This is a genomic window from Shewanella sp., assembly GCF_048265805.1.
Classification (GTDB): Bacteria; Pseudomonadota; Gammaproteobacteria; order Enterobacterales; family Shewanellaceae; genus Shewanella.
This window is the reverse complement of record NZ_JBLXAT010000031.1, coordinates 1-22518: the sequence shown is the minus strand read 5'-3', so window position 1 is coordinate 22518 and position 22518 is coordinate 1. Positions and strand designations below refer to the sequence as shown.

Annotated in this window: 19 protein-coding genes and 1 pseudogene; 10 read left to right on the top strand and 10 right to left on the bottom strand. The window is 50.4% G+C overall.

Going from position 1 to position 22518, the window contains the following annotated elements:
• Nucleotides 1-6 precede the first annotated feature (6 nt).
• Nucleotides 7-465: an NfeD family protein gene (locus tag ACN0TT_RS17320; RefSeq protein ID WP_417763398.1), complete on the bottom strand. Its 459-nt coding sequence runs from the start codon at nt 463-465 to the stop codon at nt 7-9.
• 438 nt (nt 466-903) lie between these two features.
• On the opposite strand from ACN0TT_RS17320, the gene ACN0TT_RS17315 reads away from it, so the two are divergent.
• The 3 genes from ACN0TT_RS17315 to ACN0TT_RS17305 all read left to right on the top strand — a co-directional run bounded on the left by ACN0TT_RS17315 (nt 904) and on the right by ACN0TT_RS17305 (nt 3920).
• Nucleotides 904-1650 (top strand): outer membrane protein OmpK, encoded by a 747-nt coding sequence (locus tag ACN0TT_RS17315; RefSeq protein ID WP_417763397.1) that lies wholly within the window; start codon nt 904-906, stop codon nt 1648-1650.
• A gap of 429 nt (nt 1651-2079) precedes the next feature.
• Nucleotides 2080-2970, top strand: coding sequence for an acyltransferase (locus ACN0TT_RS17310; protein WP_417763396.1), 891 nt, complete (start codon nt 2080-2082; stop codon nt 2968-2970).
• Nucleotides 2970-3920, top strand: coding sequence for an acyltransferase (locus tag ACN0TT_RS17305; RefSeq protein ID WP_417763395.1), 951 nt, complete (start codon nt 2970-2972; stop codon nt 3918-3920). Before ACN0TT_RS17310 ends, ACN0TT_RS17305 begins: the two co-directional genes overlap by 1 nt.
• Here ACN0TT_RS17305 and ACN0TT_RS17300 read toward each other — a convergent pair.
• On the bottom strand, nt 3896-4372 hold the full coding sequence (locus ACN0TT_RS17300; RefSeq protein ID WP_417763394.1) for a DUF523 domain-containing protein: 477 nt from the start codon (nt 4370-4372) through the stop codon (nt 3896-3898). The genes ACN0TT_RS17305 and ACN0TT_RS17300 overlap by 25 nt on opposite strands.
• A 286-nt stretch (nt 4373-4658) precedes the next feature.
• Here ACN0TT_RS17300 and ACN0TT_RS17295 point away from each other — a divergent pair, with 286 nt between their 5' ends.
• The 6 genes from ACN0TT_RS17295 to ACN0TT_RS17270 all read left to right on the top strand — a co-directional run bounded on the left by ACN0TT_RS17295 (nt 4659) and on the right by ACN0TT_RS17270 (nt 15991).
• The gene (locus ACN0TT_RS17295; protein WP_417763393.1) at nt 4659-5369 is read left to right on the top strand and encodes a GntR family transcriptional regulator; all 711 of its coding nucleotides are present in this window, start codon (nt 4659-4661) and stop codon (nt 5367-5369) included.
• Between the two features lie 21 nt (nt 5370-5390).
• The gene (prpB, locus tag ACN0TT_RS17290; protein WP_417763392.1) at nt 5391-6260 is read left to right on the top strand and encodes a methylisocitrate lyase; all 870 of its coding nucleotides are present in this window, start codon (nt 5391-5393) and stop codon (nt 6258-6260) included.
• Nucleotides 6261-6416: 156 nt separating this feature from the next.
• Nucleotides 6417-7541, top strand: coding sequence for a bifunctional 2-methylcitrate synthase/citrate synthase (gene prpC, locus ACN0TT_RS17285; RefSeq protein ID WP_417763391.1), 1125 nt, complete (start codon nt 6417-6419; stop codon nt 7539-7541).
• An 87-nt stretch (nt 7542-7628) separates the two neighbouring features.
• Nucleotides 7629-10223: a Fe/S-dependent 2-methylisocitrate dehydratase AcnD gene (acnD, locus tag ACN0TT_RS17280; protein ID WP_417763390.1), complete on the top strand. Its 2595-nt coding sequence runs from the start codon at nt 7629-7631 to the stop codon at nt 10221-10223.
• Nucleotides 10220-11410, top strand: coding sequence for a 2-methylaconitate cis-trans isomerase PrpF (gene prpF, locus ACN0TT_RS17275; RefSeq protein ID WP_417763389.1), 1191 nt, complete (start codon nt 10220-10222; stop codon nt 11408-11410). The genes acnD and prpF overlap by 4 nt, the downstream gene beginning before the upstream one ends.
• A 216-nt stretch (nt 11411-11626) precedes the next feature.
• The gene (locus ACN0TT_RS17270; RefSeq protein WP_417763388.1) at nt 11627-15991 is read left to right on the top strand and encodes an EAL domain-containing protein; all 4365 of its coding nucleotides are present in this window, start codon (nt 11627-11629) and stop codon (nt 15989-15991) included.
• 92 nt (nt 15992-16083) lie between these two features.
• Here ACN0TT_RS17270 and ACN0TT_RS17265 read toward each other — a convergent pair whose 3' ends face one another.
• Nucleotides 16084-17172 carry a branched-chain amino acid aminotransferase gene (locus tag ACN0TT_RS17265; RefSeq protein WP_417763387.1) on the bottom strand — a complete coding sequence of 363 codons (1089 nt, stop codon included), beginning with the start codon at nt 17170-17172 and terminating at the stop codon, nt 16084-16086.
• A gap of 256 nt (nt 17173-17428) precedes the next feature.
• On the opposite strand from ACN0TT_RS17265, the gene zapB reads away from it, so the two are divergent.
• A complete protein-coding gene (gene zapB / locus ACN0TT_RS17260; RefSeq protein WP_417763386.1) occupies nt 17429-17632 on the top strand; it encodes a cell division protein ZapB in 204 nt (67 codons plus the stop codon).
• On the opposite strand, the gene ACN0TT_RS17255 is transcribed toward zapB, so the two are convergent.
• From ACN0TT_RS17255 to ACN0TT_RS17225, 7 genes and pseudogenes are all read right to left on the bottom strand, one after another.
• Nucleotides 17625-17849, bottom strand: coding sequence for a DUF1107 domain-containing protein (locus ACN0TT_RS17255; protein WP_417763385.1), 225 nt, complete (start codon nt 17847-17849; stop codon nt 17625-17627). The genes zapB and ACN0TT_RS17255 overlap by 8 nt on opposite strands.
• Before the next feature lie 284 nt (nt 17850-18133).
• Entirely contained in the window at nt 18134-18742 is a 609-nt protein-coding gene (locus ACN0TT_RS17250; protein ID WP_417763384.1) for a thiol:disulfide interchange protein DsbA/DsbL, read from the bottom strand.
• Between the two features lie 117 nt (nt 18743-18859).
• Nucleotides 18860-19849: a serine/threonine protein kinase gene (locus ACN0TT_RS17245; RefSeq protein WP_417763383.1), complete on the bottom strand. Its 990-nt coding sequence runs from the start codon at nt 19847-19849 to the stop codon at nt 18860-18862.
• The gene (locus tag ACN0TT_RS17240) at nt 19846-20157 is read right to left on the bottom strand and encodes a DUF3630 family protein (protein ID WP_417763382.1); all 312 of its coding nucleotides are present in this window, start codon (nt 20155-20157) and stop codon (nt 19846-19848) included. Before ACN0TT_RS17240 ends, ACN0TT_RS17245 begins: the two co-directional genes overlap by 4 nt.
• Nucleotides 20158-20169: 12 nt before the next feature.
• Nucleotides 20170-21627, bottom strand: coding sequence for a protein adenylyltransferase SelO (locus ACN0TT_RS17235; RefSeq protein WP_417763381.1), 1458 nt, complete (start codon nt 21625-21627; stop codon nt 20170-20172).
• Nucleotides 21624-21923 (bottom strand): hypothetical protein, encoded by a 300-nt coding sequence (locus ACN0TT_RS17230; RefSeq protein ID WP_417763380.1) that lies wholly within the window; start codon nt 21921-21923, stop codon nt 21624-21626. The genes ACN0TT_RS17235 and ACN0TT_RS17230 overlap by 4 nt, the downstream gene beginning before the upstream one ends.
• A 74-nt stretch (nt 21924-21997) precedes the next feature.
• Nucleotides 21998-22518 (bottom strand): annotated as a pseudogene (locus ACN0TT_RS17225) (hypothetical protein); the annotation flags it as partial.

Here is a 22518-nt window from a genome sequence, read left to right as displayed (position 1 = left end):
CAATTATCATTCGATGTTGACTAGCGGCTCCACCACTAGCGCTATATTGTCACGGCATACCACGCGAACTTGGCTGCCAGCAGCAATTTGACTTCCGTCGCCCAAAGCGGGCCAATCTGCGCCCTGAAAGCTCACGCGCCCAAGTTGTTCGCCCGGCCCAATGGTTTGTTTAACAACGGCAATTTTGTTGTAAATATCGAGTTCTTCATCGGTGTTGTCTACATGGGAATCGCCCCCCACCAATCTTTGGGTTACTTGCCGAAAAGCCAGCAGTAACACGATGGAAGCAATAAACCACAACGTAAAGGCTTGGGCTATGCCACTGATAAGCCCCAGCCACAGTGCTGCAGCAACAACTAAACACGCCGCGCCGAGAAACACGACGATACCGCCTGGGATGATCAACTCGGCCAGCATTAATAGCACGCCAGCGATCCCCCACCAAAACAGTGAATTTGAAGACATTCATTCTCCCCCTGTAACTGCCTCCACAGCAGCACTATAACAACAGTTTTACCGCCTAGCGACATATTATGTCAAAATTTACTTAAAATTATCGTTCATAGGGGCTGATGGTGACCTGTTAAGCCGTTGACGAATTTTAAATCTGATCACAAATATTTAATTTTTTTATGGATTACGGCATAAGCTTGGGTCTAAAACTTAACTTATCATCTATAAAAAATATTATTTTTCATAGCGTTAACGATAAATATTCAATTTAATGCTAATAAGCAAAAAATCTTTGAGTCTGAGGGCGTTTTTCCCTATAGTGCTCGGGATTTTTACTCGGTGACAACAAATAGAATTCGCCCACCAGACTTAGTCGCAGACTGAATTTAGCGGACGTCGCAATAGCCGGTAAAACGACATTTTGCTTCCGACTCTACCAAGGGAAAAACGATGAAGAAAACCTGTTTATGTCTGGCGCTACTCGCTGCCGCCCCTCAGGCATATAGTGAAGATTGGGTTCAGTGGACTGACACCAGCGTCACCGTACTTTATGGCGATGATTACAAGCTAGCGAATTCCGATGAACAAACTACTGTTACAGTGGAATCAGCTGGTGCATGGAAATACGGTGATTGGTTTGTATTCCATGACTTTATCAACTTCAACGGTGGTGTGGGTGATTCGCACACTAACTACGGTGAAATCTCGCCACGTTTTAGTGCCAGTAAAATTCTCGGTACTAAAGTGGGGGCAGGCGCGATATCTGACGTGTCATTAGCGTTCACCATGGAACATGGCGAAGGCCCAGTAGAAACCTTTCTGTACGGTGTAGGTTTAGATGTGCAAGTGCCTTACTTCACCTACTTGCAGCTGAACACTTACCGTCGTGATGCCAATGACAACAACAGCAGCGGCTGGCAGTTTACCCCGGTATATCGTGTTGATATTCCAGTAGGTAGCAGCAACCTAGTCATTGATGGTTATATCGACTGGGTATTTGCCTCTGACGAAAACGACTACTCCAACAACATCCATATCAACCCGCAGATCAAGTACGATCTGGGTTCGGTAATCTTTGGCCAATCACAGAAAAACCGTCTGATGGTAGGTATCGAGTATGATTACTGGAAAAATAAATATGGCGTGGATGGCGTAAACCAAAACACCTATTCACTGATTGTGAAATACCACTTCTAAGCGGCCATCGCTTGGTTTGAAACTCCTCGGCTCGCCGGGGAATTTTTGTTTGTGCCGTATCTACGGCAACTTCACAGGTCGAACAAAGGAAGGTGTGAACAAGTTCTGGATTGGTAAGCCATAGCAGTTCCAGGCAGCTAACCACGGACATGCTGGAGCATGGAAAAGTTGGCTAACGAAGAAATGCGTTAGCTTACAAATCCCCGCAGGGCGAGGCATACAGCGTCATCTACCAGATTGCAGTTTTTGCAAAGGGTTCACCATTCGCGGCAAACTGTGCCTTGCATCTGAAAGCTGTATCCCCACGCAGAGCACGCATAGGACTTATTCGCACCTTCCCAAGCACGGCTCGGCGATTGAGCCAAATGGCAACAGCAGGTAACATAAGCCCTCTTAATTATTCCCCCTCGTATTTTTGGAGCTTATCAGTTGGCACTCATCCGTGGTTCATTGGCGTTTATCTGCTACGTCATCAACACCCTATTTTGGGCAATCCCAATTTTACTGGGGAGTTTAGTTAAGCTGATTCCGCTCAAGCCATTGCAACGGGTTTGTAGCCGTTTTCTTGATGCCTGTGCCACTGGCTGGATCAGCACCAATGGGCTCATTGAACAGATATTCCATCCGGTGCAGCTGCACATTGAGGCGATGCCAGAACTCTCAACCAAAGAGTGGTACATGGTGATTGCTAACCACCAAAGCTGGGTGGATATTCTGATGCTGCAACGCCTACTCAATGGCCGCGTACCATTTTTGAAGTTCTTCTTAAAGCAGCAACTCATCTATGTGCCTGTATTGGGGCTGGCGTGGTGGGCGCTCGATTTTCCATTCATGCGCCGTTATACCACCGCACAACTGAAGAAAAACCCTAAATTAAAGGGCAAAGACATCGAGATCACCCGTAAAGCATGCGCCAAGTTTAAGCACAATCCGGTCAGCGTGATGAACTTTGTCGAAGGCACTCGTTTTCTGCCTGAAAAACACACCAAGCAGAACTCACCTTATAAACACTTGCTACGTCCACGAGCTGGCGGCATGGCGTTTGCGCTATCAGCAATGGGTGACCAGATTCAGCAACTTTTGAACGTCACTATTCACTACCCCAGCAAAATCCCGACCTTCTGGGAATATATCAGCGGCAAAGTGAAGCATGTTTACGTGGCTGTGGAATTGAGCGAGATCGGGGCCGAAATGCGTGGCGATTATATGAATGACCGTGAATTCAAACAGCAGTTTCAAGAAAAGCTGAACCAGATTTGGCAGCACAAAGATGAAGTGTTTGAACAGCTGCAATCCAAAGCTTCTAAGGAGGACGTTTAATGCTCAATTTTCTGCCGAGCCCGCTACTGTTTTTTATTAGTTCGGTATTGCTGGTGTTAAACACTTTGTTGTGGAGCTTGCTGGTGTGTCTAGGCGGCTTAGTGAAATTGCTATTGCCGATCAAAGCGATCCGCATCAACATGACCCGTGTCATGAACAGGTTCATGTGGGCGTGGGCTACCTGGAATGGTGGCATTCTGCACTTGATAGCCAAAGTCGAATGGGATGTACAAGGTCTAGAATCGCTGCACAGAAATGGCTGGTACTTGGTGATCAGCAACCATCTCAGTGGCTTTGATATTGCGGCACACACCTATGTGTTACGTAACCATATTCCAATGCTAAAGTTCTTTTTGAAAAAAGAACTGCTGTATATTCCGCTGATGGGACTAGGTTGCTGGGCGTTAGATATGCCATTTATGAACCGCACTAGCCCAGAAAAGCTAAAAAAGAATCCCAAATTGAAAGGTAAAGACTTAGCGACAACTCGCCGCTCGTGCGAGAAGTTTAAAGATTTGCCGACATCGATCATCAACTATGTCGAAGGTAGCCGCTTTACCGAAGAGAAACGTCACCGCCAAAAATCGCCGTACAAACACCTGCTCAAACCTAAGGCTGGCGGTATTGCCTTTACCCTATCAGCCATGGGTGAGCAATTTGATGCGTTGTTGAATGTCACAGTGGTTTACCCTGACGCCCCCGCGGATATTCTTAGCAGCGTGATGCACGGTAGAGTGCATAAAATCATTGTGCGAGTGGAGCCGATGCCGGTACCACAAGTCGATGCTGAACGCTACTTTAGCGAGCCAGAATATCGCGTAGAGTTCCAACGTTGGTTAAACGGTGTGTGGGAACAAAAAGATGACCAAATTGATGCGTTATTAACTGAGCAGCCAGACCAAAGCGGCAAACCGAAAGACAGCAGTTACAACTCACAACTCGCGTCATAAACAGCCAGCCACTGGCTCGCCTGTAACAACTGCAACTCAGAAAATGTCACGATGCCCGCCGCCTGTAAACGGGCGGCGGTCACCCCCTCACCGTCAATCAAGGTTTTACTAAAACTGCCATCGTAGATCTGCGCAACCCCGCATGATGGGCTGCGCGCTTTCAAAATGGCCATAACCACACTTTGAGCCTTCGCCGTCTGTAGGGCTAACTCTGCCCCCGACTGAAAAGCAGCAGTGACATCATCCCCGTTAATGGTAAGCACACGCTCACCTTGCTGCTCCGCCGGTGGCCGTGGCGTCTGCAAGCCACCTGCACACTCGGGGCAAAATGGCACCAACCGCTGTTGCTCACGTAACTGCGCCAACAACGGATGTTGCTGCAAATTGTGGCCGCCATCGTAACGCACCAATTCGCCTAGCAAACAGGCACTCACCAACACTTTTGCTTGCATTGTGAACTATCCTTTATGGGTATCGCTAATAGCGGCTTACTTTACCTTGCCATGCAATGACACTCCATCGCCTCGCCACATTGTTGACAAAAGATTGCTTCATCACTAATTCAGCTTATTAGACAAAAGCATGAGCCAAAATATAAAATATCACTATTTATCAATATTATAATTGATAACTTTAGCTACTTTTAGACTTACGTCTAGCCATATAGATTGTTGACAACAAGCCAAACCGTTCATATTGTGAACAACATTGTCAACAATCTCTCATTGAGTAAGCCGTATGCAACCGCAAAAAATCACTGCTGAGTCTGCCACAACAGATAAAAACCAGACGCTGGTTGAGCAGATTTTGGTGCAGATCCAAGAGAGCATCATCAAAGGCGAACTCCGCCCCGGCAGTAAGATTAATGAACAAGCCCTTGCGGAAAAATACGGTATCAGCCGTGGCCCAACGCGGGAAGCGCTGCAACAGCTAGAACGCCAACGCTTAGTCGTACGCATTCCCCATGTCGGCGCTCGAGTAGCAACGCTCACCATTGAAGAACTTAACGACCTGTACGAGCTGCGCAGCACTTTAGAAAGCATGGCCTGCGAACTTGCCGCACAACGGATTGACGAGCAACAGCTAAGCCAATTATGGGCGCTGCTTGAACAGCAAGAAGCAGATCTCGCGCGCGGAGATAGCTATTTTCAGCAGGAAGGTGATGTTGACTTTCACTATCAAATTATTCAAGCCAGCGGTAACCGCCATCTGCAAGAAACGCTGATTGGCGGCTTGTACCACCTGCTGCGCATGTACCGTTATCAGTGCACTAGCAGCTCGCGGCCAGTCCGCGCGATTGCCGAACATCGACGCATTGTGGAAGCCATTGCTGCGCGTGATGCAGAACTCGCAGGCTTGTTGATGCGCCGTCATATTGAACAAGGTCGCCAAAACACCGAACAGCGACTGCGACAGTTAACCGCGCAAGAAGCTAGCGCCGTTTCCTGAGCTAACTCAAGGAGCAACACTATGAAAAAGAGTGCTGGATTACGCTTTCGCCAAGCGCTAGATGCCAATTCACCGCTGCAAATTGTCGGCACCACTAATGCGTATTTCGCCTTGATGGCGCAACAGGCTGGCGTGCAAGCGCTGTATCTGTCAGGCGCTGGGGTAGCCAATGCCTCCTACGGTTTACCCGATCTTGGCATGACGTCAATGAACGACGTGCTGATTGATGCCTGCCGTATTACCTCTGCCGTAGATTTACCGCTGTTAGTGGATATCGATACTGGCTGGGGCGGCGCGTTTAACATTGCCCGTACCATCAAAGAGTTTGAAAAAGCAGGCGTTGCTGCGGTGCACATGGAAGACCAAGTATCACAAAAGCGCTGCGGACATCGCCCCAATAAAGCCGTGGTGAGCACCGATGAGATGGTGGACCGTATCAAAGCTGCGGTGGATGCCCGCCAAGACGATAACTTTGTGATTATGGCGCGTACCGATGCGGTAGCCGTGGAAGGGTTGGAAGCAGGCATTGAACGTGCCGCCAGATATATCGAAGCGGGTGCCGATATGATTTTTGCCGAAGCACTGACTGAGCTTGAGCAATATCGCCACTTTAAAGAGGTAGTGAAAGCGCCAATTCTCGCCAACATGACCGAGTTTGGTAAAACAGAACTATTCGGCAAAGCACAGTTAGCTGAGGTGGGTGTCGAGATGATTCTCTATCCGCTCAGTACCTTCCGCGCGGCCAACCAAGCGGCGCTGAAAGTGATGCAAGCGCTGCTGCAAGATGGCCATCAACGCAATGTGATCGACACGATGCAGACCCGAGAAGAGCTTTACGACTTTCTGGGTTATCACAACTACGAAGACAAATTAGATCAACTATTTAAGTAACACATAGCTGGTCAATCCGGGCGAACGCGTCCAGGTGGTGGCTTGACCCAATGCCGTACAGCGATGCACTCATATGGGATGAGTATATCGTTGCCATAACCGATAGCGACTGAGGTCGCCATACGATAAAGCGTTAACGGAACGAGGGAAGCAGTCATGACTGACAAAAAACTGGGCGGCGCAGGTTTGCGCGGTCAAAGCGCCGGAGAAACCGCACTCAGCACGGTAGGAAAATCAGGTTCAGGCCTGACTTATCGCGGTTACGATGTCAAAGATCTGGCCGAGAATACCGGCTTTGAAGAGGTCGCCTATCTCATTCTTCACGGTGCATTGCCCACAGCGGCCCAGTTGGCGGACTATCAACACCAACTAAAAAAAATGCGTGGCCTACCGCAAGCATTAAAAGAGGTACTGGAACGTATTCCAGCCACTGCCCACCCAATGGATGTGATGCGTACTGGTTGCTCTATGCTAGGCAACTTAGAGCCAGAACATCATTTTGGTGAGCAACTGCATGTCGCCGACCGTTTGCTAGCCGCCTTTCCGTCAATCATCTGCTATTGGTATCGCTTTAGCCACGACGGGGTGCGTATCAATACCGAAACCGACGATGATGAAATTGGCGCGCATTTTCTGCATTTACTGCATGGAAAAGCGCCCTCACCGCTGCATGCCAAAGTGATGAGCGTCTCGCTGATCCTCTACGCCGAGCACGAATTTAACGCCTCCACTTTTACTGCCCGCGTCTGTGCCTCCACGCTGTCGGACATGTTTTCCTGCATCACTGGCGCTATCGGCTCGCTGCGCGGCCCGCTGCATGGCGGCGCCAATGAAGCCGCCATGGCACTTATCCAAGATATGCGCAATGAAGAGCACGCCCGCGAAGTGCTGCTGGGTAAACTTGAGCGCAAAGAGAAAATCATGGGCTTCGGTCACGCCATCTATCGCGAGTCCGATCCACGTAATGCCATCATCAAATCATGGTCAGAAAAACTGGCGAACGAAATCGGTGATGACCGCTTATATCGGGTGTCTGTCACATGTGAAGCGCTGATGTGGCAAGAGAAAAAGCTGTTCTGTAACGCGGATTTCTTCCACGCCAGCGCCTACCACTACATGGGCATTCCCACCAAACTGTTTACGCCCATTTTTGTCTGCTCACGGCTGACAGGTTGGGCGGCACACGTGATGGAGCAGCGTGCTAACAACCGCATAATTCGTCCAAGTGCCGATTATGTCGGTGAACAGTTACGCCCAGTAACGCCGATAAGTCAGCGTTAATGAGTCAGTTTTGAACGACGTGCCAACCACGCCAACGAGTCATCAGGCAGCGGCGCAAACCGCGGTCATCAGTTGAGTGCAAGGATTATGAACACACGCTATCGCAAAGCTCTAGCAAATACAGGGCTGGATTATTTCGACGCTGCAGCGGCGGTGAACGCCATTAAACCGGGGAGTTGGCAAGGCTTGCCATATACCTCGCGGGTACATGCTGAAAACTTAGTGCGCAAGGCTGACCCCACCCACTTGGACAGCTATTTAAACCAGCTAATCGAGCGCAAACGCAACTTAGATTTTCCTTGGTTTCCTGCCCGCGTGGTGTGCCACGATATTCTCGGCCAAACCGCATTAGTCGATTTAGCAGGGTTGCGTGATGCGATTGCCGAGCAAGGTGGCGATCCGGCCAAAGTGAATCCGGTGGTGCCGACTCAGTTGATTGTCGATCACTCGCTCGCGGTAGAACACGCAGGGTTTGAAACCGATGCCTTTGAGCAGAATCGAGCCATTGAAGATCGCCGTAACGAAGATCGCTTCCACTTCATCAACTGGTGCAAAACTGCCTTTGATAATGTCGATGTGATCCCCCCCGGCAACGGCATCATGCATCAAATTAACCTTGAGCGCATGTCACCAGTGGTACACGCCCAACATGGCGTGGCCTTTGCCGATACCTTAGTCGGCACCGACAGCCATACACCGCATGTAGATGCCTTGGGAGTTATCGCGGTTGGCGTTGGCGGTTTAGAAGCGGAAAGCGTGATGCTAGGTCGCGCTTCGTGGATGCGCTTGCCTGATATTGTTGGTGTAGAACTCACCGGCAAACCCGCGGCGGGCATTACCGCGACCGATATCGTGTTGGCATTAACTGAGTTTCTACGGGATCAACGCGTGGTATCAGCCTATTTGGAGTTTTTCGGCAGCGGTGCGGCACATCTGACACTCGGCGATCGCGCCACCATTTCCAATATGACGCCAGAGTATGGCGCCACTGCGGCGCTGTTCTCGATTGACCAGCAAACCTTAGATTACCTGCGACTCACCGGCCGTGATGAACCGCAAGTACAGCTGGTGGAAACCTACGCCAAAGCCGCAGGATTATGGAGTGATACCCTCACGCAAGCGCAGTACGAGCGCACGTTGACGTTCGATCTCTCCAGCGTGGTGCGCAATATTGCTGGGCCATCAAATCCGCACAAACGGGTGGCCACCAGCAGCTTAGCCGACAAAGGTATCGCCAACGACTATCGTCAGCAAGGTGACTTGATGCCCGACGGGGCTGTGATTATCGCCGCCATCACCAGTTGTACTAACACCAGTAATCCACGTAATGTGATTGCGGCAGGCTTGCTGGCGCGCAACGCCGTAGCTAAAGGCTTACAGCGTAAACCATGGGTGAAAACCTCGCTGGCGCCCGGCTCAAAAACCGTCAAACTGTATCTGGAAGAAGCGGGCTTGCTCGCCAGTCTGGAATGCCTAGGTTTTGGCGTGGTGGCCTTTGCTTGTACCACCTGCAACGGCATGAGCGGTGCGTTAGATCCGCTCATCCAGCAACAGATCATCGACCGCGATTTATACGCCACCGCCGTGCTTTCCGGCAACCGCAACTTTGACGGCCGCATTCATCCCTATGCTAAGCAAGCGTTTCTGGCATCGCCGCCGTTGGTGGTGGCTTATGCGATAGCTGGCTCCATTCGTTTTGATATCGAAAAAGACGCTCTAGGCTATGATGCCGCAGGCCAAGCGGTATATCTCAAAGATATCTGGCCGGACGATGCGGAGATTGATGCCGTTATCAAAACCGCCGTCAAGCCAGAGCAGTTCCGCCAAGTATATGAACCGATGTTTGCGCTCAAGGTCGACTACGGCGAAAAGATTGACCCGCTATATGATTGGCGGCCGATGAGCACCTATATTCGTCGCCCGCCCTACTGGGAAGGAGCGCTCGCCGCCGAGCGCACGCTCAAAGGCATGCGCCCATTAGCAGTGCTGGGCGATAACATCACCACCGATCATCTGTCGCCCTCCAATGCGATTATGGCCAGCAGTGCCGCAGGGGAGTATTTGGCCAAAATGGGCTTACCGGAGGCTGATTTTAACTCCTACGCGACCCACCGTGGTGATCACCTCACTGCGCAGCGGGCCACCCTAGCCAACCCGAAACTGTTTAATGAAATGGTGCGTGATAGCACTGGCGAAGTGATCCAAGGCTCACTGATGCGGCTAGAACCAGACGGCAAGCAACTGCGTATGTGGGAAGGCATTGAAACCTATATGCTGCGCCGCCAGCCACTTTGTATTATTGCCGGCAAGGATTATGGCCAAGGTTCAAGCCGTGATTGGGCAGCCAAAGGTGTGCGCCTTGCGGGGGTTGAGGTCATCGTTGCCGAGGGGTTCGAACGGATCCACCGCACCAATTTAGTCGGCATGGGGGTGTTACCACTGCAATTTATGCTGGGTACTGACCGCCATACACTCGCGATTGATGGCCGTGAAACCTTTGATGTGTTGGGCGAGCCGACGCCAGGCGCCACATTGACGTTACTGATCCATCGCGCTAACGGTAGCAGTATTGATGTGCCAGTGCGCTGTCGCCTCGACACCGCAGAGGAAGTCACCATCTACCAAGCAGGCGGCGTACTACAACGTTTTGCACAAGAGTTTCTTGAGGAGCAAAACACATGACCAAGCAACTAAAAATCCCCGCGACCTATATGCGCGGCGGCACCAGTAAGGGCGTATTTTTTGCGTTAGATGATCTGCCAGTTGCCGCACAACAGCCAGGGCCTGCACGCGATGCACTATTGCTGCGCGTCATTGGCAGTCCAGATCCTTACGGCAAACACACCGATGGCATGGGCGGTGCCACTTCTAGCACCAGTAAAACCGTGATTTTAAGCCGTAGCCAACAGCCGGAGCACGATGTCGATTACCTGTTTGGCCAAGTCGCAATTGATAAACCGTTTATTGATTGGAGTGGCAACTGCGGTAATCTCACCGCCGCTGTCGGCGCCTTTGCCATCAGCAAAGGGCTAATTGACGCCAGCCGAATCCCGCAAGATGGCGTTTGTACCGTACGGATCTGGCAGGCCAATATTCACAAAACCATTTTGGCGCAAGTTCCCATGGCCGCGGGTGACGTGGTGGAATGCGGTGACTTTGAGCTCGACGGCGTGACCTTTCCCGCCGCTGAAATCCCAATCACCTTTATTGACCCTGCAGATGAGGACGACGGCGGCAGTATGTTCCCTACTGGCAATCTGATAGATGAACTGGAGGTTCCACCATCGCTGGTGCCTAGCGGTAAGCTACAAGTCACGCTGATCAATGCGGGCATCCCGACGATTTTCGTTAACGCCGCCGATATCGGCTATCAAGGTACTGAGTTACAAGCCGCCATCAACGATGATCCACAAGCCTTGAGCCGTTTTGAGCAACTTAGAGCCTATGGTGCGTTGAAAATGGGGCTGATTAAACAGCTCGATGAGATAGCTGCACGACCACATACGCCGAAGATCGCGTTTGTGGCGCCAGCCGCAAGCTATACCGCGTCCAGCGGCAAAACCATTGCCGCCACTGACATAGACTTGTGCGTACGCGCACTATCCATGGGCAAACTGCATCACGCCATGATGGGCACCGCGGCAGTTGCCATTGCGGCCGCAGCAGTAGTGCCCGGCACCTTAGTCAATCGTGCCGCAGGTGGCGGCGAGCCTCAACGTCTGCGCTTCGGCCATCCATCAGGCACACTTAACGTGGGCGCCAGCGCTGAGGTCGTGGCTGGACAGTGGCAAGTCCGCCAAGTAGTGATGAGCCGCAGTGCCCGCGTCTTGATGGAGGGCTGGGTGCGCATTCCCGAGGACAGCTTCTAAGTCACCGAGTTTCAAGCCAAAAAGGCCTTGCTTTTCCCCCTTCCGGCAAGGCCTTTTTTTTATTCCTACGGCGATAAAGCCATATCAACTACATTTGTTATAAGGTATGTTACAAGCTTTGCTAATTAGATGACTGAGTTGCCGTTGTTTCGAGTTCTCTGCCAATGGATGTTGATTGTCGGCGCAGCTTTATGCTGTTGGCCGAATGCAGCCGCTATGCCACAGAAATATCGCTTTCAACATATCAACAGTCTTGATGGCCTGCATCAAAACAGTGTTTACAGCCTATTTGAGAGCGACAGCAGCATGCTGTGGGTGGGAACTCAAGATGGGTTGCATCGTTATAACGGCACCGACTTTACCCTCTTCCGTCCCCAAGCGGACGATCCAACCAGTATTAGTGATTCCTTTATCGTCGATATGCTGCAACAGGGCAATACGCTGTGGGTCGGCACCGTCAGCGGTGGGGTGAATGCATTAGACTTAACGACCGGCAAGTTTAAGCAGCTCACGATAAAAAATGGTAAACCCAGCTTACGTATTTACCAGCTAGCCATTTTTAACGATCAATTGTGGGCGGCCACCGAAGATGGTCTTTATCGCCAATCGGCCCCACTGCAATTAACTAAAGTGGAATTGGGGCCACTGACCAGCCCAGTGGTGACGCGCATTCTCAGCATTGATTCGCAAACGCTGTTGCTCAGCACTGAACACCACGGCGCGTTTCTGTATCGTGACGGTCAATTTAATCCCTTTCCACTGCCCGATGGTGCGCAGCAGATTAGCCAAGGGCATGTGGCAGCGGACAATGCAGTCTGGCTGGCGCTCGGTAGCGAGCTTTGGCGTTATCCCTCGCTTGAGCAACCGCCTCAGCGCATTTTTAAGTTAACCGACCATCGCCAGACCATTCGAGACTTTATCTTTGACCATCAGCACGGCGTATGGCTTGGTGGCATCGGCACCGGATTGGTTCACCTTTTGCCGCGGCAGGGGCAATGGTTCGTTGAAAAGATCCAGCACCAACCAGATGAGCAAGATAGCCTGAGCGATAATGACATCACCAGCTTGCTGCTCGATAGACAAGGCAACTTATGGGTGGGCAGTTACTACTCGGGCCTCAACCGTATCAATATTGATCGTCAGTATTTTGCCCATATCTACAACAAGACCGATACCCAACGGCTCAGACGTAATAATAATATTCGCGCCATTTGCCGCGCTGGTGATGGCCAATTGTACGTTGGCACCAACGATTCAGGGCTGTTCCGTTTGACAGATAGCGGCAAATTCGAATCACTTAACGCGCTGTTTATGCCACTCATTGGTGCAGAAGCGAGTGACGATTTACGCGTGCTGGATATCGCCGCCGATACCGACAATAGCCTCTGGTTAGCCACCAGCGCAGGACTATTTCAATTGGCGCTGCCCAATACGCTTATGCCAATTGAGCTGCCACAAAACATTACGCACATTCGAGCAATCAGTTTAGATAGCAGTAAACATCAACTGTGGTTTGCGGCGCAAAATGCCTTATATCGCTACGATGTTGCCAACAAGCAACTCAATAACATCAATCTCAAGTACGCCACACCGCAACCCGATAGCGCCATTCTCAATCTGCGGCGTACCCGCAGCGGCCTGTGGGTGATGACGATGAACGGCTTATACCAACTGGCGAGCAACGGCGATCTGATACGCTACTTTTCACCGCAGGAGCTGCCACATCCTATAGTGCGTGACGTACTTGAAATGGACGATGGCAACATATGGATTGCCACCCACGGAGGGCTGGTATTACTACAAGACGATGAACTAACTAACTTTAGTGCCACCCATAAACTGTCGAATAACACCATCTATGCCTTAGCTGATGACCACTTAGGCAATGTGTGGTTTACCAGCAATGCTGGGGTCAGTCGTCTTGAAGTCGCTAGCGGTAAATTCCTCAGTTTCAACGAGAATGAAGGGCTGCAATCGCTGGAATTTAACGGTGGCGTACGTTGGCAGGATCCGGACGGTAGCATCTGGTTTGGTGGCATCAACGGCATCAACTATTTTCAGCCTAGCAGGATTCCAGCAGCGCGGCAAAATGTTGAAATTGCCCTCGCCAGCTACCGAATAGGTGAACAACTGTTCCCGCTCTATCGCTTCACTGACAATATCTATATTACTCAACATTACAGCAACGAGTTGCTGAGTTTTAAAGTCACCCCCATCGACTTTAGCTACCCTAATCACCACCAATATAGCTTCTTACTCAAAGGCTTGGAGAGTAATTGGCACCCGTTCGAAGCGATGAACGAGATCAGCTACACCGCAGTGCCCGCTGGCAGTTATCAATTACTGGTACGCCACAAACTCACTGGTAGCGCTGAGTTTAGTCAACAGCAACTGGCCGATATCACCATTATTGCGCCATGGTATCGCACACCATCAGCCTACGTGCTGTATTGCCTATTCTGCGTGATAATGATTGCGCTGCTTGCACGCCACTATGTCAAAAAGTGGCATAAAGAGAAGCAGATACAGCAGCAAATCAGTGATTCACACGAGCGCTTTAAGCTGGCGATGTGGGGCTCAGGGGATCGGTTGTGGGACTGGCACTTGGTCAGCGAAACGCTCACCATGACCCAACTCAGTCAAGATAATGAGTTAACGCAGCAACTGACTCGGCAGCAATATCTTGCGCTGATCCATCCCGAAGACCGCCAAGTGCTGCAACAAACACTGGCGCGTTATTTAGCTGGCAAGATCCCCTATTTTGAGGCGGAATACCGCAGCTTCTCCGCGGATGGCGAATGGCGTTGGCGCTTAGATCGCGGCAAAATTGCCGAAGTGGGCATACACAATACCCCAATTCGTATGGCCGGGACCTCCACCGATATTACTGATCGTAAGCAGCAGGAAGATGAACTTAAGCTGTCGCATCAAGTGCTGGAAAGCATGAATGAAGCGGTGGTGATTTGTGATTTGGACTATCGCGTCATCTCGGTAAACCGTGCCTTTAGCGAGACCACAGGCTACCAAGAGTCATGCATTCTCGGCAAATACTGCTTAGCGCTCACGCGTGGTTTGTACCCAATAAACCATTACCGCGATATCGAACGTATCTTGCTGACAGAACACCATTGGTCTGGCGAAATCCAACTACGGCAAGCCAATGGAACGGTCATTCTGGCGTGGCTAGAAGTGAATCAGGTGGTTGACCACAACGCCGAAGCGAGCCATCTGGTCATGGTGTTCAACGACATTACCGATCGCAAAAAAGTGGAAGAAGATCTACGGCTATTAGCCAATTATGACCCCCTCACTGGGCTGCCTAATCGCACGCTATTTAAAGAACATCTGAAACATGCGCTAGACCAAGCCCAACGTAATGGCACCAAAGTCGCGCTACTATTCCTCGATCTCGATCGCTTTAAGACCATCAATGACTCTAAGGGTCATCATGTCGGTGATGAGCTACTCAAAGCGGTAGGCCAGCGACTAGCTGGAGCCGTGCGTGCTGGCGATACGGTGGCCCGTATCGGTGGCGATGAGTTCACCATCATTCTGGAAGGTGTTGCCAAGGCCAAAGCCGCCACTGTGATTGCCGAGAAGATCATTCATCTGCTCGATCAACCGTTTGAGCTGTCGCAAAATACCCTCGATATCACCACCTCCATCGGCATCAGTCTCTCGCCTGACGATACGTGTGACGTGCAAGAACTGCTGAAGTATGCCGATACCGCGATGTATCACGCAAAATCGATGGGACGCAATAACTTCCAGTTTTATAGCAGCCACATGAATGTGTCCGCAGTGCGCCATCTACAACTGGAAACAGGCTTGAAACAAGCCATCAGTAAAAACGAATTAGAAGTGATGTATCAGCCCAAATACAGTGTCACCAGCGGCTGCATTGTCGGTTGTGAGGCGCTGATGCGTTGGCACAGTAACGAGTTGGGGCCAGTCTCTCCCGCCGAATTTATTCCGCTCGCAGAAGAAACGGGGCTGATTACCAGTATTGGTTCTTGGCTGCTCGATCATGTGGCACAGCAAATGAGTCAGTGGCGCCAGCAAGGGGTTAGCCTGCTGCCTGTCGCAGTCAACATCTCCGCCAAACAGCTACAACATGAGTTGCTAACAGAGATTGAACAGATCCTGCTGCAATATCAGCTACCGGCACAGTTACTAGAAATTGAGTTAACTGAGTCAGCAGTGATGAAACATCCGAAGCAATCTATTGCCATCTTGAATCGTCTTGAAGCCTTAGGGCTTAGCTTAGCCGTCGACGACTTTGGTACAGGCTACTCCAGTTTGGCCTACCTGAAGCGGTTCCCGATCAATACCCTAAAAATCGATCGCGAATTTGTCCGTGATATTTCAGAAGACCCGGATGATGCCGCGATTACTAGCGCGATTATCGCCCTCGCCCACAGCTTAGAACTGCAAGTGGTCGCCGAAGGGGTAGAAACGGAGGAGCAGTTACAATACCTCGCCAGCCAAGGTTGCGACCAAATCCAAGGCTTCCTGCTCAGTAAGCCGCTAGCGGCAAGTGATTACCTCGCGTTATTACTGCAACAGCAAGCACCTGCCTAATCTTGAATTCTCAGCAAAGCGTATAGATCAACTTAGCTATAAAACAAAAGACCCCAGCGCTTGGCTGAGGTCTTACAGGGAACTACTCGAGATTATTTCTCAAGATGAGGCACTTTTTGCAACCAACCCGTTGGGGCTTGGTGGTGACCTCTTTGAATGGCGGTGTAGGTATCGTAAATACGTTTTACGTTAGCTCCCACTTGACCATCAGCCACGGTCACCACGCGGCCATCCTCAAAGATGTAAGAGCCCACAGGCGATACCACTGCGGCGGTACCAAAACCACCGGCTTCAACAATCTCACCGGCTTCAATACCCGCAATGAAGTCATCCAGTTTGATGGTTTCTTGGCGTACATCACAACCCAGCGTTGGCGCCAGCTCAATGATGGATTGTGAGGTAATTGACCGCAAAATAGTGTCGGTAAATTCTGGAATAATCACTGTGCCATCTTTCAGAATATGGAAGTGGTTCATCGCGCCCGCTTCTTCCAGATAGGTGTTGGTAGAATCCAGATACAGCACTTGCGCCGCACCCGCTTCAGCCGCAGCACGACCAGCACGCAAAGAGGCCGCATAGTTGCCAGACGCCTTAGATGCACCAGTACCACCAGGCACGGCACGGTGATATTTCTTGCTGATCAGCAAGCGAATCGCGCTTAAGTCTTTACCGTAGTAGGCGCCACTTGGGCTCACCACCACGCAGAAGGTGTAGCGAGTAGATGGACTCACTGACAGGCGATCTTCCGTCGCAAAAATGAATGGCCGAATATACAAGCAAGCACCATCTTGCATTGGGAACCATAAACGATCCACATCCAGCAGCGCTTGAATCGCTTGCTGTTGGTCTGCTTCAGCAATATTCGGAATACAAAGAATGTCGGCAGAACGGTTTAAACGCTCAGCATTTTTATTAATGCGGAAAGCGTAAATCTCGCCATCGTCATGCATAAAGGCTTTAGCACCTTCGAAAATGGACTGACCATAGTGCAATGCCATTGCACCCGGTGCCAATTCAAATGGGCCATAAGGCACAATACGCGGATCACGCCATTCGCCATCGTAGTAGTCCATCAAAAACATATGATCAGTACGTAACCGACCAAACCCTACATTACCTTCCGGACGGAACTGCTCTTGACGGCGTTCTGCGGCAGGCTTCAAACAATACTTGATTTCCATTGTGTACAACCCTAATTATCGTCTAGGCAGACTAGGAATCGTACGATTGAAAGTCAATAGCCATTAGGCCGCTTTGTCAAAAGGATGAAAATTTTTTTGGCAACAATTGTCAACAACCACTGTTTTCCCTTGCACTTAGTAGTATCACGGGGTTAAGTACGGTGATAAATGCAGCAGTCAAAATTTGCCCGCTATCCAGCATGGTCAACAGGCTGCTAGAATCCCATCCCTATACTAACCCCAGGAGGACTCCCTCATGAGCCTTGAATTACTGTCCCAACTGGAACAAAAAATTCAATCAGCGCTGGAACATATCGAGCTGCTGAAAATGGAACTTGAAGAAGAGAAAACAAAAAATCAGCAGCTCACAGAGAAAAACGAGCAGTTGCAGCAAGACCTTGAGACGTGGAGCGACAAAGTGTCAGGTCTGGTAGGATTACTGAATCACGAAATTAATTAGTGTCATTCAGTGAAAGCTGCTTGGTTTGCGAATCAAGCAGTTGATTTAACTCAATTACCGCTTGCTTCACTTTTGGCAGTCCCGCATTTTTTGGTAACAAAAACCGCCCTCGTTCGAATTCCAGTCGTCCTAAATCCTTTACCCAAATAACGCCCTGCATAAAAATTCGCGCATGCTTGGCAATGAGTTTAGGGGCATAAACCGGAAAAACACGCATTGAACCCTCCTAATTTTCGGCTGAATCCAGACATTTGACCACAGTGCACTCTAGTTAGTTTCATACTGCGATCGCGATTTTTGGCAGTTCCAGATTAACTCCATGAATCATTTGCTTGTTTTTATGTTGCCAATTTTTTGACGCAATGCTAAGTTATTGACGTTACTCAGGGTAAAAAACTGAGCCATTGGCTCTAAATCCGTACCACCGCTAGGTTGTACGGTTTTTTTTACATAAAAAAAAGCGATGCCACAGCATCGCTTCTTTAACACCACCGTCGCAAGTTACGGTTGAGTACTCAAATAAGTTACCAATTCCATCATCTCGTCAAATGACTTCAACGATTCGTTTTTGATCAGATATTTGTCATTGATGATGATTGCAGGGACGCCTTCAATACCGGAGTTTTGGGTAGCACGACGCATTGAATCCACCATGCTATTCACCATAAATGAACCGGCAGCCGCTTCGAACTTCTTGGCATCAACCCCATTCGCCACGTAAAAGGCTTTTACCTCTTCCAGCGACTGAAAGCGATGATGCTTTTCGTGGATCTCGCTAAATACCAGCGGTTCAATCTGCTTGGTCACGCCAAGCACTTCTGAGATCGCAAAAGCACGGCTCATCACTTTACCCATATCGCCGCCGATAAAATCAACGTGATTCTGTTTGAACTCCATCCCTGCGGGCAGGTTAGCTTCTAACTGCGGAATATACTGCTTAGAAAACACATAGCAGTGTGGGCAATAGTAAGAGAAGAATTCAGTGACATGAGGTTTGGCACTGGCTGGCGCACTGCTAATCACCTTGTAATTCACACCTTCTCTAAAATCTGCGGCATTTGCTGCCAAGGGAAGCAACAACAAGGCTGCCAACATCCAAATCTTTCTCATGACCTTTCCTTTATTTTTAAACTAAGCCTGCAAATTCATGCTGGGCAATAACATAGCGTGTCTTTTGAGTCGAATCCAACAATTCAGTTCCGTAATGATGTATCAGATACGACCTTTTTAATAAGGGATCAAACTCAACGGCGGTTGTGACAGTTGCTGTAACTGCTCGGTAAAACTCTGGTATTGCTGTTGCCAATACTGTGGTTCGGCAAACCATGGAAAATGTTGCGGAAATGCCGGATCGTCCCAACGGCGGCAAAGCCACGCGTTATAGTGCAACATGCGTAAACCACGCAGCGGTTCAATCAAGCGCAGTTCAGCGGGATGAAAATCACAGAATTCTTGGTAACCCTCCACCAGTTCTGCCAGCTGCGCTTGTTGCTGCTCGCGCTCACCTGACAACATCATCCATAAATCTTGCACCGCTGGGCCGTTGCAGGCGTCATCGAGGTCGACAAAACCTGGGCCATCGGGCGTCCACAAAATATTGCCGATATGCAAATCGCCATGCAGGCGCATCACTGATGGCGTTAACTTATGCCATTGTTGCTCAATGGCTTGCACTAACTCTGTGGCGCTGCTGAGCACTTGCTCGCGCCACTGCGCGGGAATCAAACTTGATTGCTGCAATACTGTCAGCGACTCAGCACCAAAGGTCGTCGGCGTTAAACTGCGGCGCTGACTAAAGCGACTGCCCTTGGCGTACTGATGCATACGGCCAATAAACTGACCAACCTCAAATAGCTGCTCAAGGTTATCAACCTCGAATTGTCGTCCGCCCATCGAAGGAAACAGCGTAAAGAGATAACCTTGGTATTCATGCAGCGTGGCACCATCAATGACCACGGGTGCAGCAATGGGGAACTCCTCCGCCAATAGCTCAGCCGCAAACTGATGCTCTTCCAATATCTGCGCCTTACTCCAGCGCTCAGGCCGATAAAATTTCACCACATAACGATTGCCGCGATCACAGCGAAACTGATACACGCGGTTTTCATAACTGTTAAGTGCGATGAGGCCTGTTTCTGGATAGATACCGACAGATTCAATTGCCGTTAAAATCAGATCGGGCGTTAAACCCGCAAAATGAAACGCGGAGCTGCTCATAGTTGTGCCTCCAATAACGACTGCAGATAGGCTAGCACTTCCACATCCGCACTGTCTTCGCTATTTAACCAGCAACAACGGCCGTACAACTCAAAGTTAAGCCACAAACGGCTGTCTTCAAATTCCACCAGCCATTGATGGCGATCAGCGCCCCACTGCCGCTCCAGCACACGCAGATCCATCGCTTGGCACAACGCTGCGGCTAGCCCATCAAATGCATCAAAGTCGATGTCGGCACTCATCGACAAACTCACATTGGCGCGATCAAGCCGCAGATCGCTCACGGCGGCTAACGCAGAATTACTCATGATTTTTTGTCCTTAACTGCTGCACGACATAATTAACCCTTCGCCCCATTGTGGCGGACGCGCCGCATAATGAGCCAGCTCAGGCTGTTCGTCAAAGGGCTTTTGCAGCAGTTGCTGTAAGGTGCGTAAGCCTGACAGATCGCCAGCTAACGCTTGTTCTGTGGCTTGCTGTGCCTGATAGTTACGCAGAATATACTTGGGATTAGCTAAGCGCCGCGCCTGTTGCCATGCATCGAGATCTGCCACGGCTTCAACCCGTCCGCAGTAATGCTGCCACCAGCTATCGAAAGCATGCGTATCGACAAATTCATCCCGCAGCGCTGCGGCATTCTCGGTGGGGGCGATAGCACTAAACTGGCGCAAGGTGTTGGTATAATCCAATTTTTGCTGTTCCAGCAGTTGGGTAAAGCCGCCGATCAATTGCAGATCAAAATCAAGCGCATGCGAGTCATCCAACTGCGGCTCAAAGCCCATTCGTCGCGCCATCAAGGCAACATACTCGGCCACTAGCGCAGGCTGATAGGCGCGTAGGCCATCCACTAAATCATCACTACTCAGCAATGGGGTTAGCGCTTGCGCCAGACAGCGCAGATTCCACAGCCCGATGCCAGGTTGCTGACCATAGGCGTAGCGGCCTTCATAATCGGAATGGTTGCAGATGAAGTTCTCTTGGAAGGTATCGAGGAAGGCGAACGGGCCGAAATCAAAGCTATCGCCGACAATCGACATGTTATCGGTGTTCATCACGCCGTGGGCAAAACCGAACGCCTGCCACTTGGCAATCAAACGGGCAGTGAGTTGCACCACTTCAGTAAACCAAGCCTTATAACCCGCAGTATCGCAGCTAAATTGTGGAAAATGCTGGGTGATCACAAAATCGGCCAAGCGTTTCACACGGTCAGTTTGTTGCTCACCGCTAAAGGCATAAAAGCTATGTTCAAAATGGCCGAAGCGAATATGGCTACGCGCCAACCGCACTGTGGTCGCGCCTTTCTCCAGCGTTTCACGCCAGACGGGTAACGCTGAACCCACTACCGCTAACGCGCGCGTGGTTGGAATACTTAACGCAGCCAGCGCCTCAGACACTAAAAACTCACGCACGGCCGAACGCGTTACGGCGCGGCCATCACCGCGGCGAGAATATGGCGTAGGCCCCGCCCCTTTTAATGCCACATCCCAACTGCCCTGCGGGCCAACAGCTTCACCGAGAATAATGGAACGCCCATCACCGAGCTGCGGTGAATAGCCCCCAAACTGATGGCCGCTATACACTTGGGCGTAATAACGTGCGTCAGCATAGCGCTGATTGCCGGAAAATACCTGCAACAACTCTTCGCTAGGCTGTTGCAGCCCTATCAAGGCAGCGGCGTCATCACTCCACAGCAGCCAATGTGGCGCAGGCAATGGCGTCGGTAACACCTGTTGATAAAAGCCGTCGAGCTGCTCAAAAAAATCTTGTTTTAACTTCATGGTTGCTTAGGCGTAAAAGTGTGCCATTGGTCACACTTTACCACATCATGCTCATCAAGCTGACACTGAAAGCCGCATTGGTAAACAGCGGCCGTTTCGGTGAGATATTCCAGTCCCTCAGCTTTCTTTTTACATTGCTCAAGGCTCGCGTAATACCCTTTGATGGCATGGTAATGATCGCTCTCCGGTACCGATTGCTGACCAGCGTAGTAAAACAAAGTCCACTCGGGGGTTTTAGTACAACCGCTGACCATTAGTATTAGCGACACTGCCGCCATAGTTACTGCAATACGCATTACCGCTCCTCATAGGTGATTGCAATAAAAAGGGTGGTCAGTAGACCACCCTGTTCCAACTTATACTTGCTTAGTTATTCGCTTTTAGCACGCGCTTTTTCAATCCGTTGTATACGGCCCTCAAAGCCGCTGACGGTGCCATCTTGTAGACCGTAGTCAAGTGCTTGCTGACACAAGGCGACGGCAGTAACAAAGTCGCCGCTGTCGTTACACAAGGTAGACAACTGCATAAAGCCAACCCCTTTGAGTTCACCTTTAGGTTTGCGTTTGATTAGCACTTCGCTGCTGGCGGCAAATACGCTTGGATACTCGGCGGCCAGTTGGGTACCCAACTGTAAATATGGCGCATTTTTACGTTGTTTGTAGCACTCCGCAATCACCGCTAACATCGCATCATGCTGCGGAACGGGCGTGCTAGCGGCCTGCCATTTTTCTACCGCTTTTTTCAGTGAGGCGTTGCCCCAGCTGACCTCTGCCGCCGCTAATGGGGCAACTTGGTTAACGTCTTGCTGTGCTTCTGCTTCTGCTTCTGCTTCTGCTTCTGCTTCTGCTTCTGCTTCTGCTTCTGCTTCTGCTTCTGCTTCTGCTTCTGCTT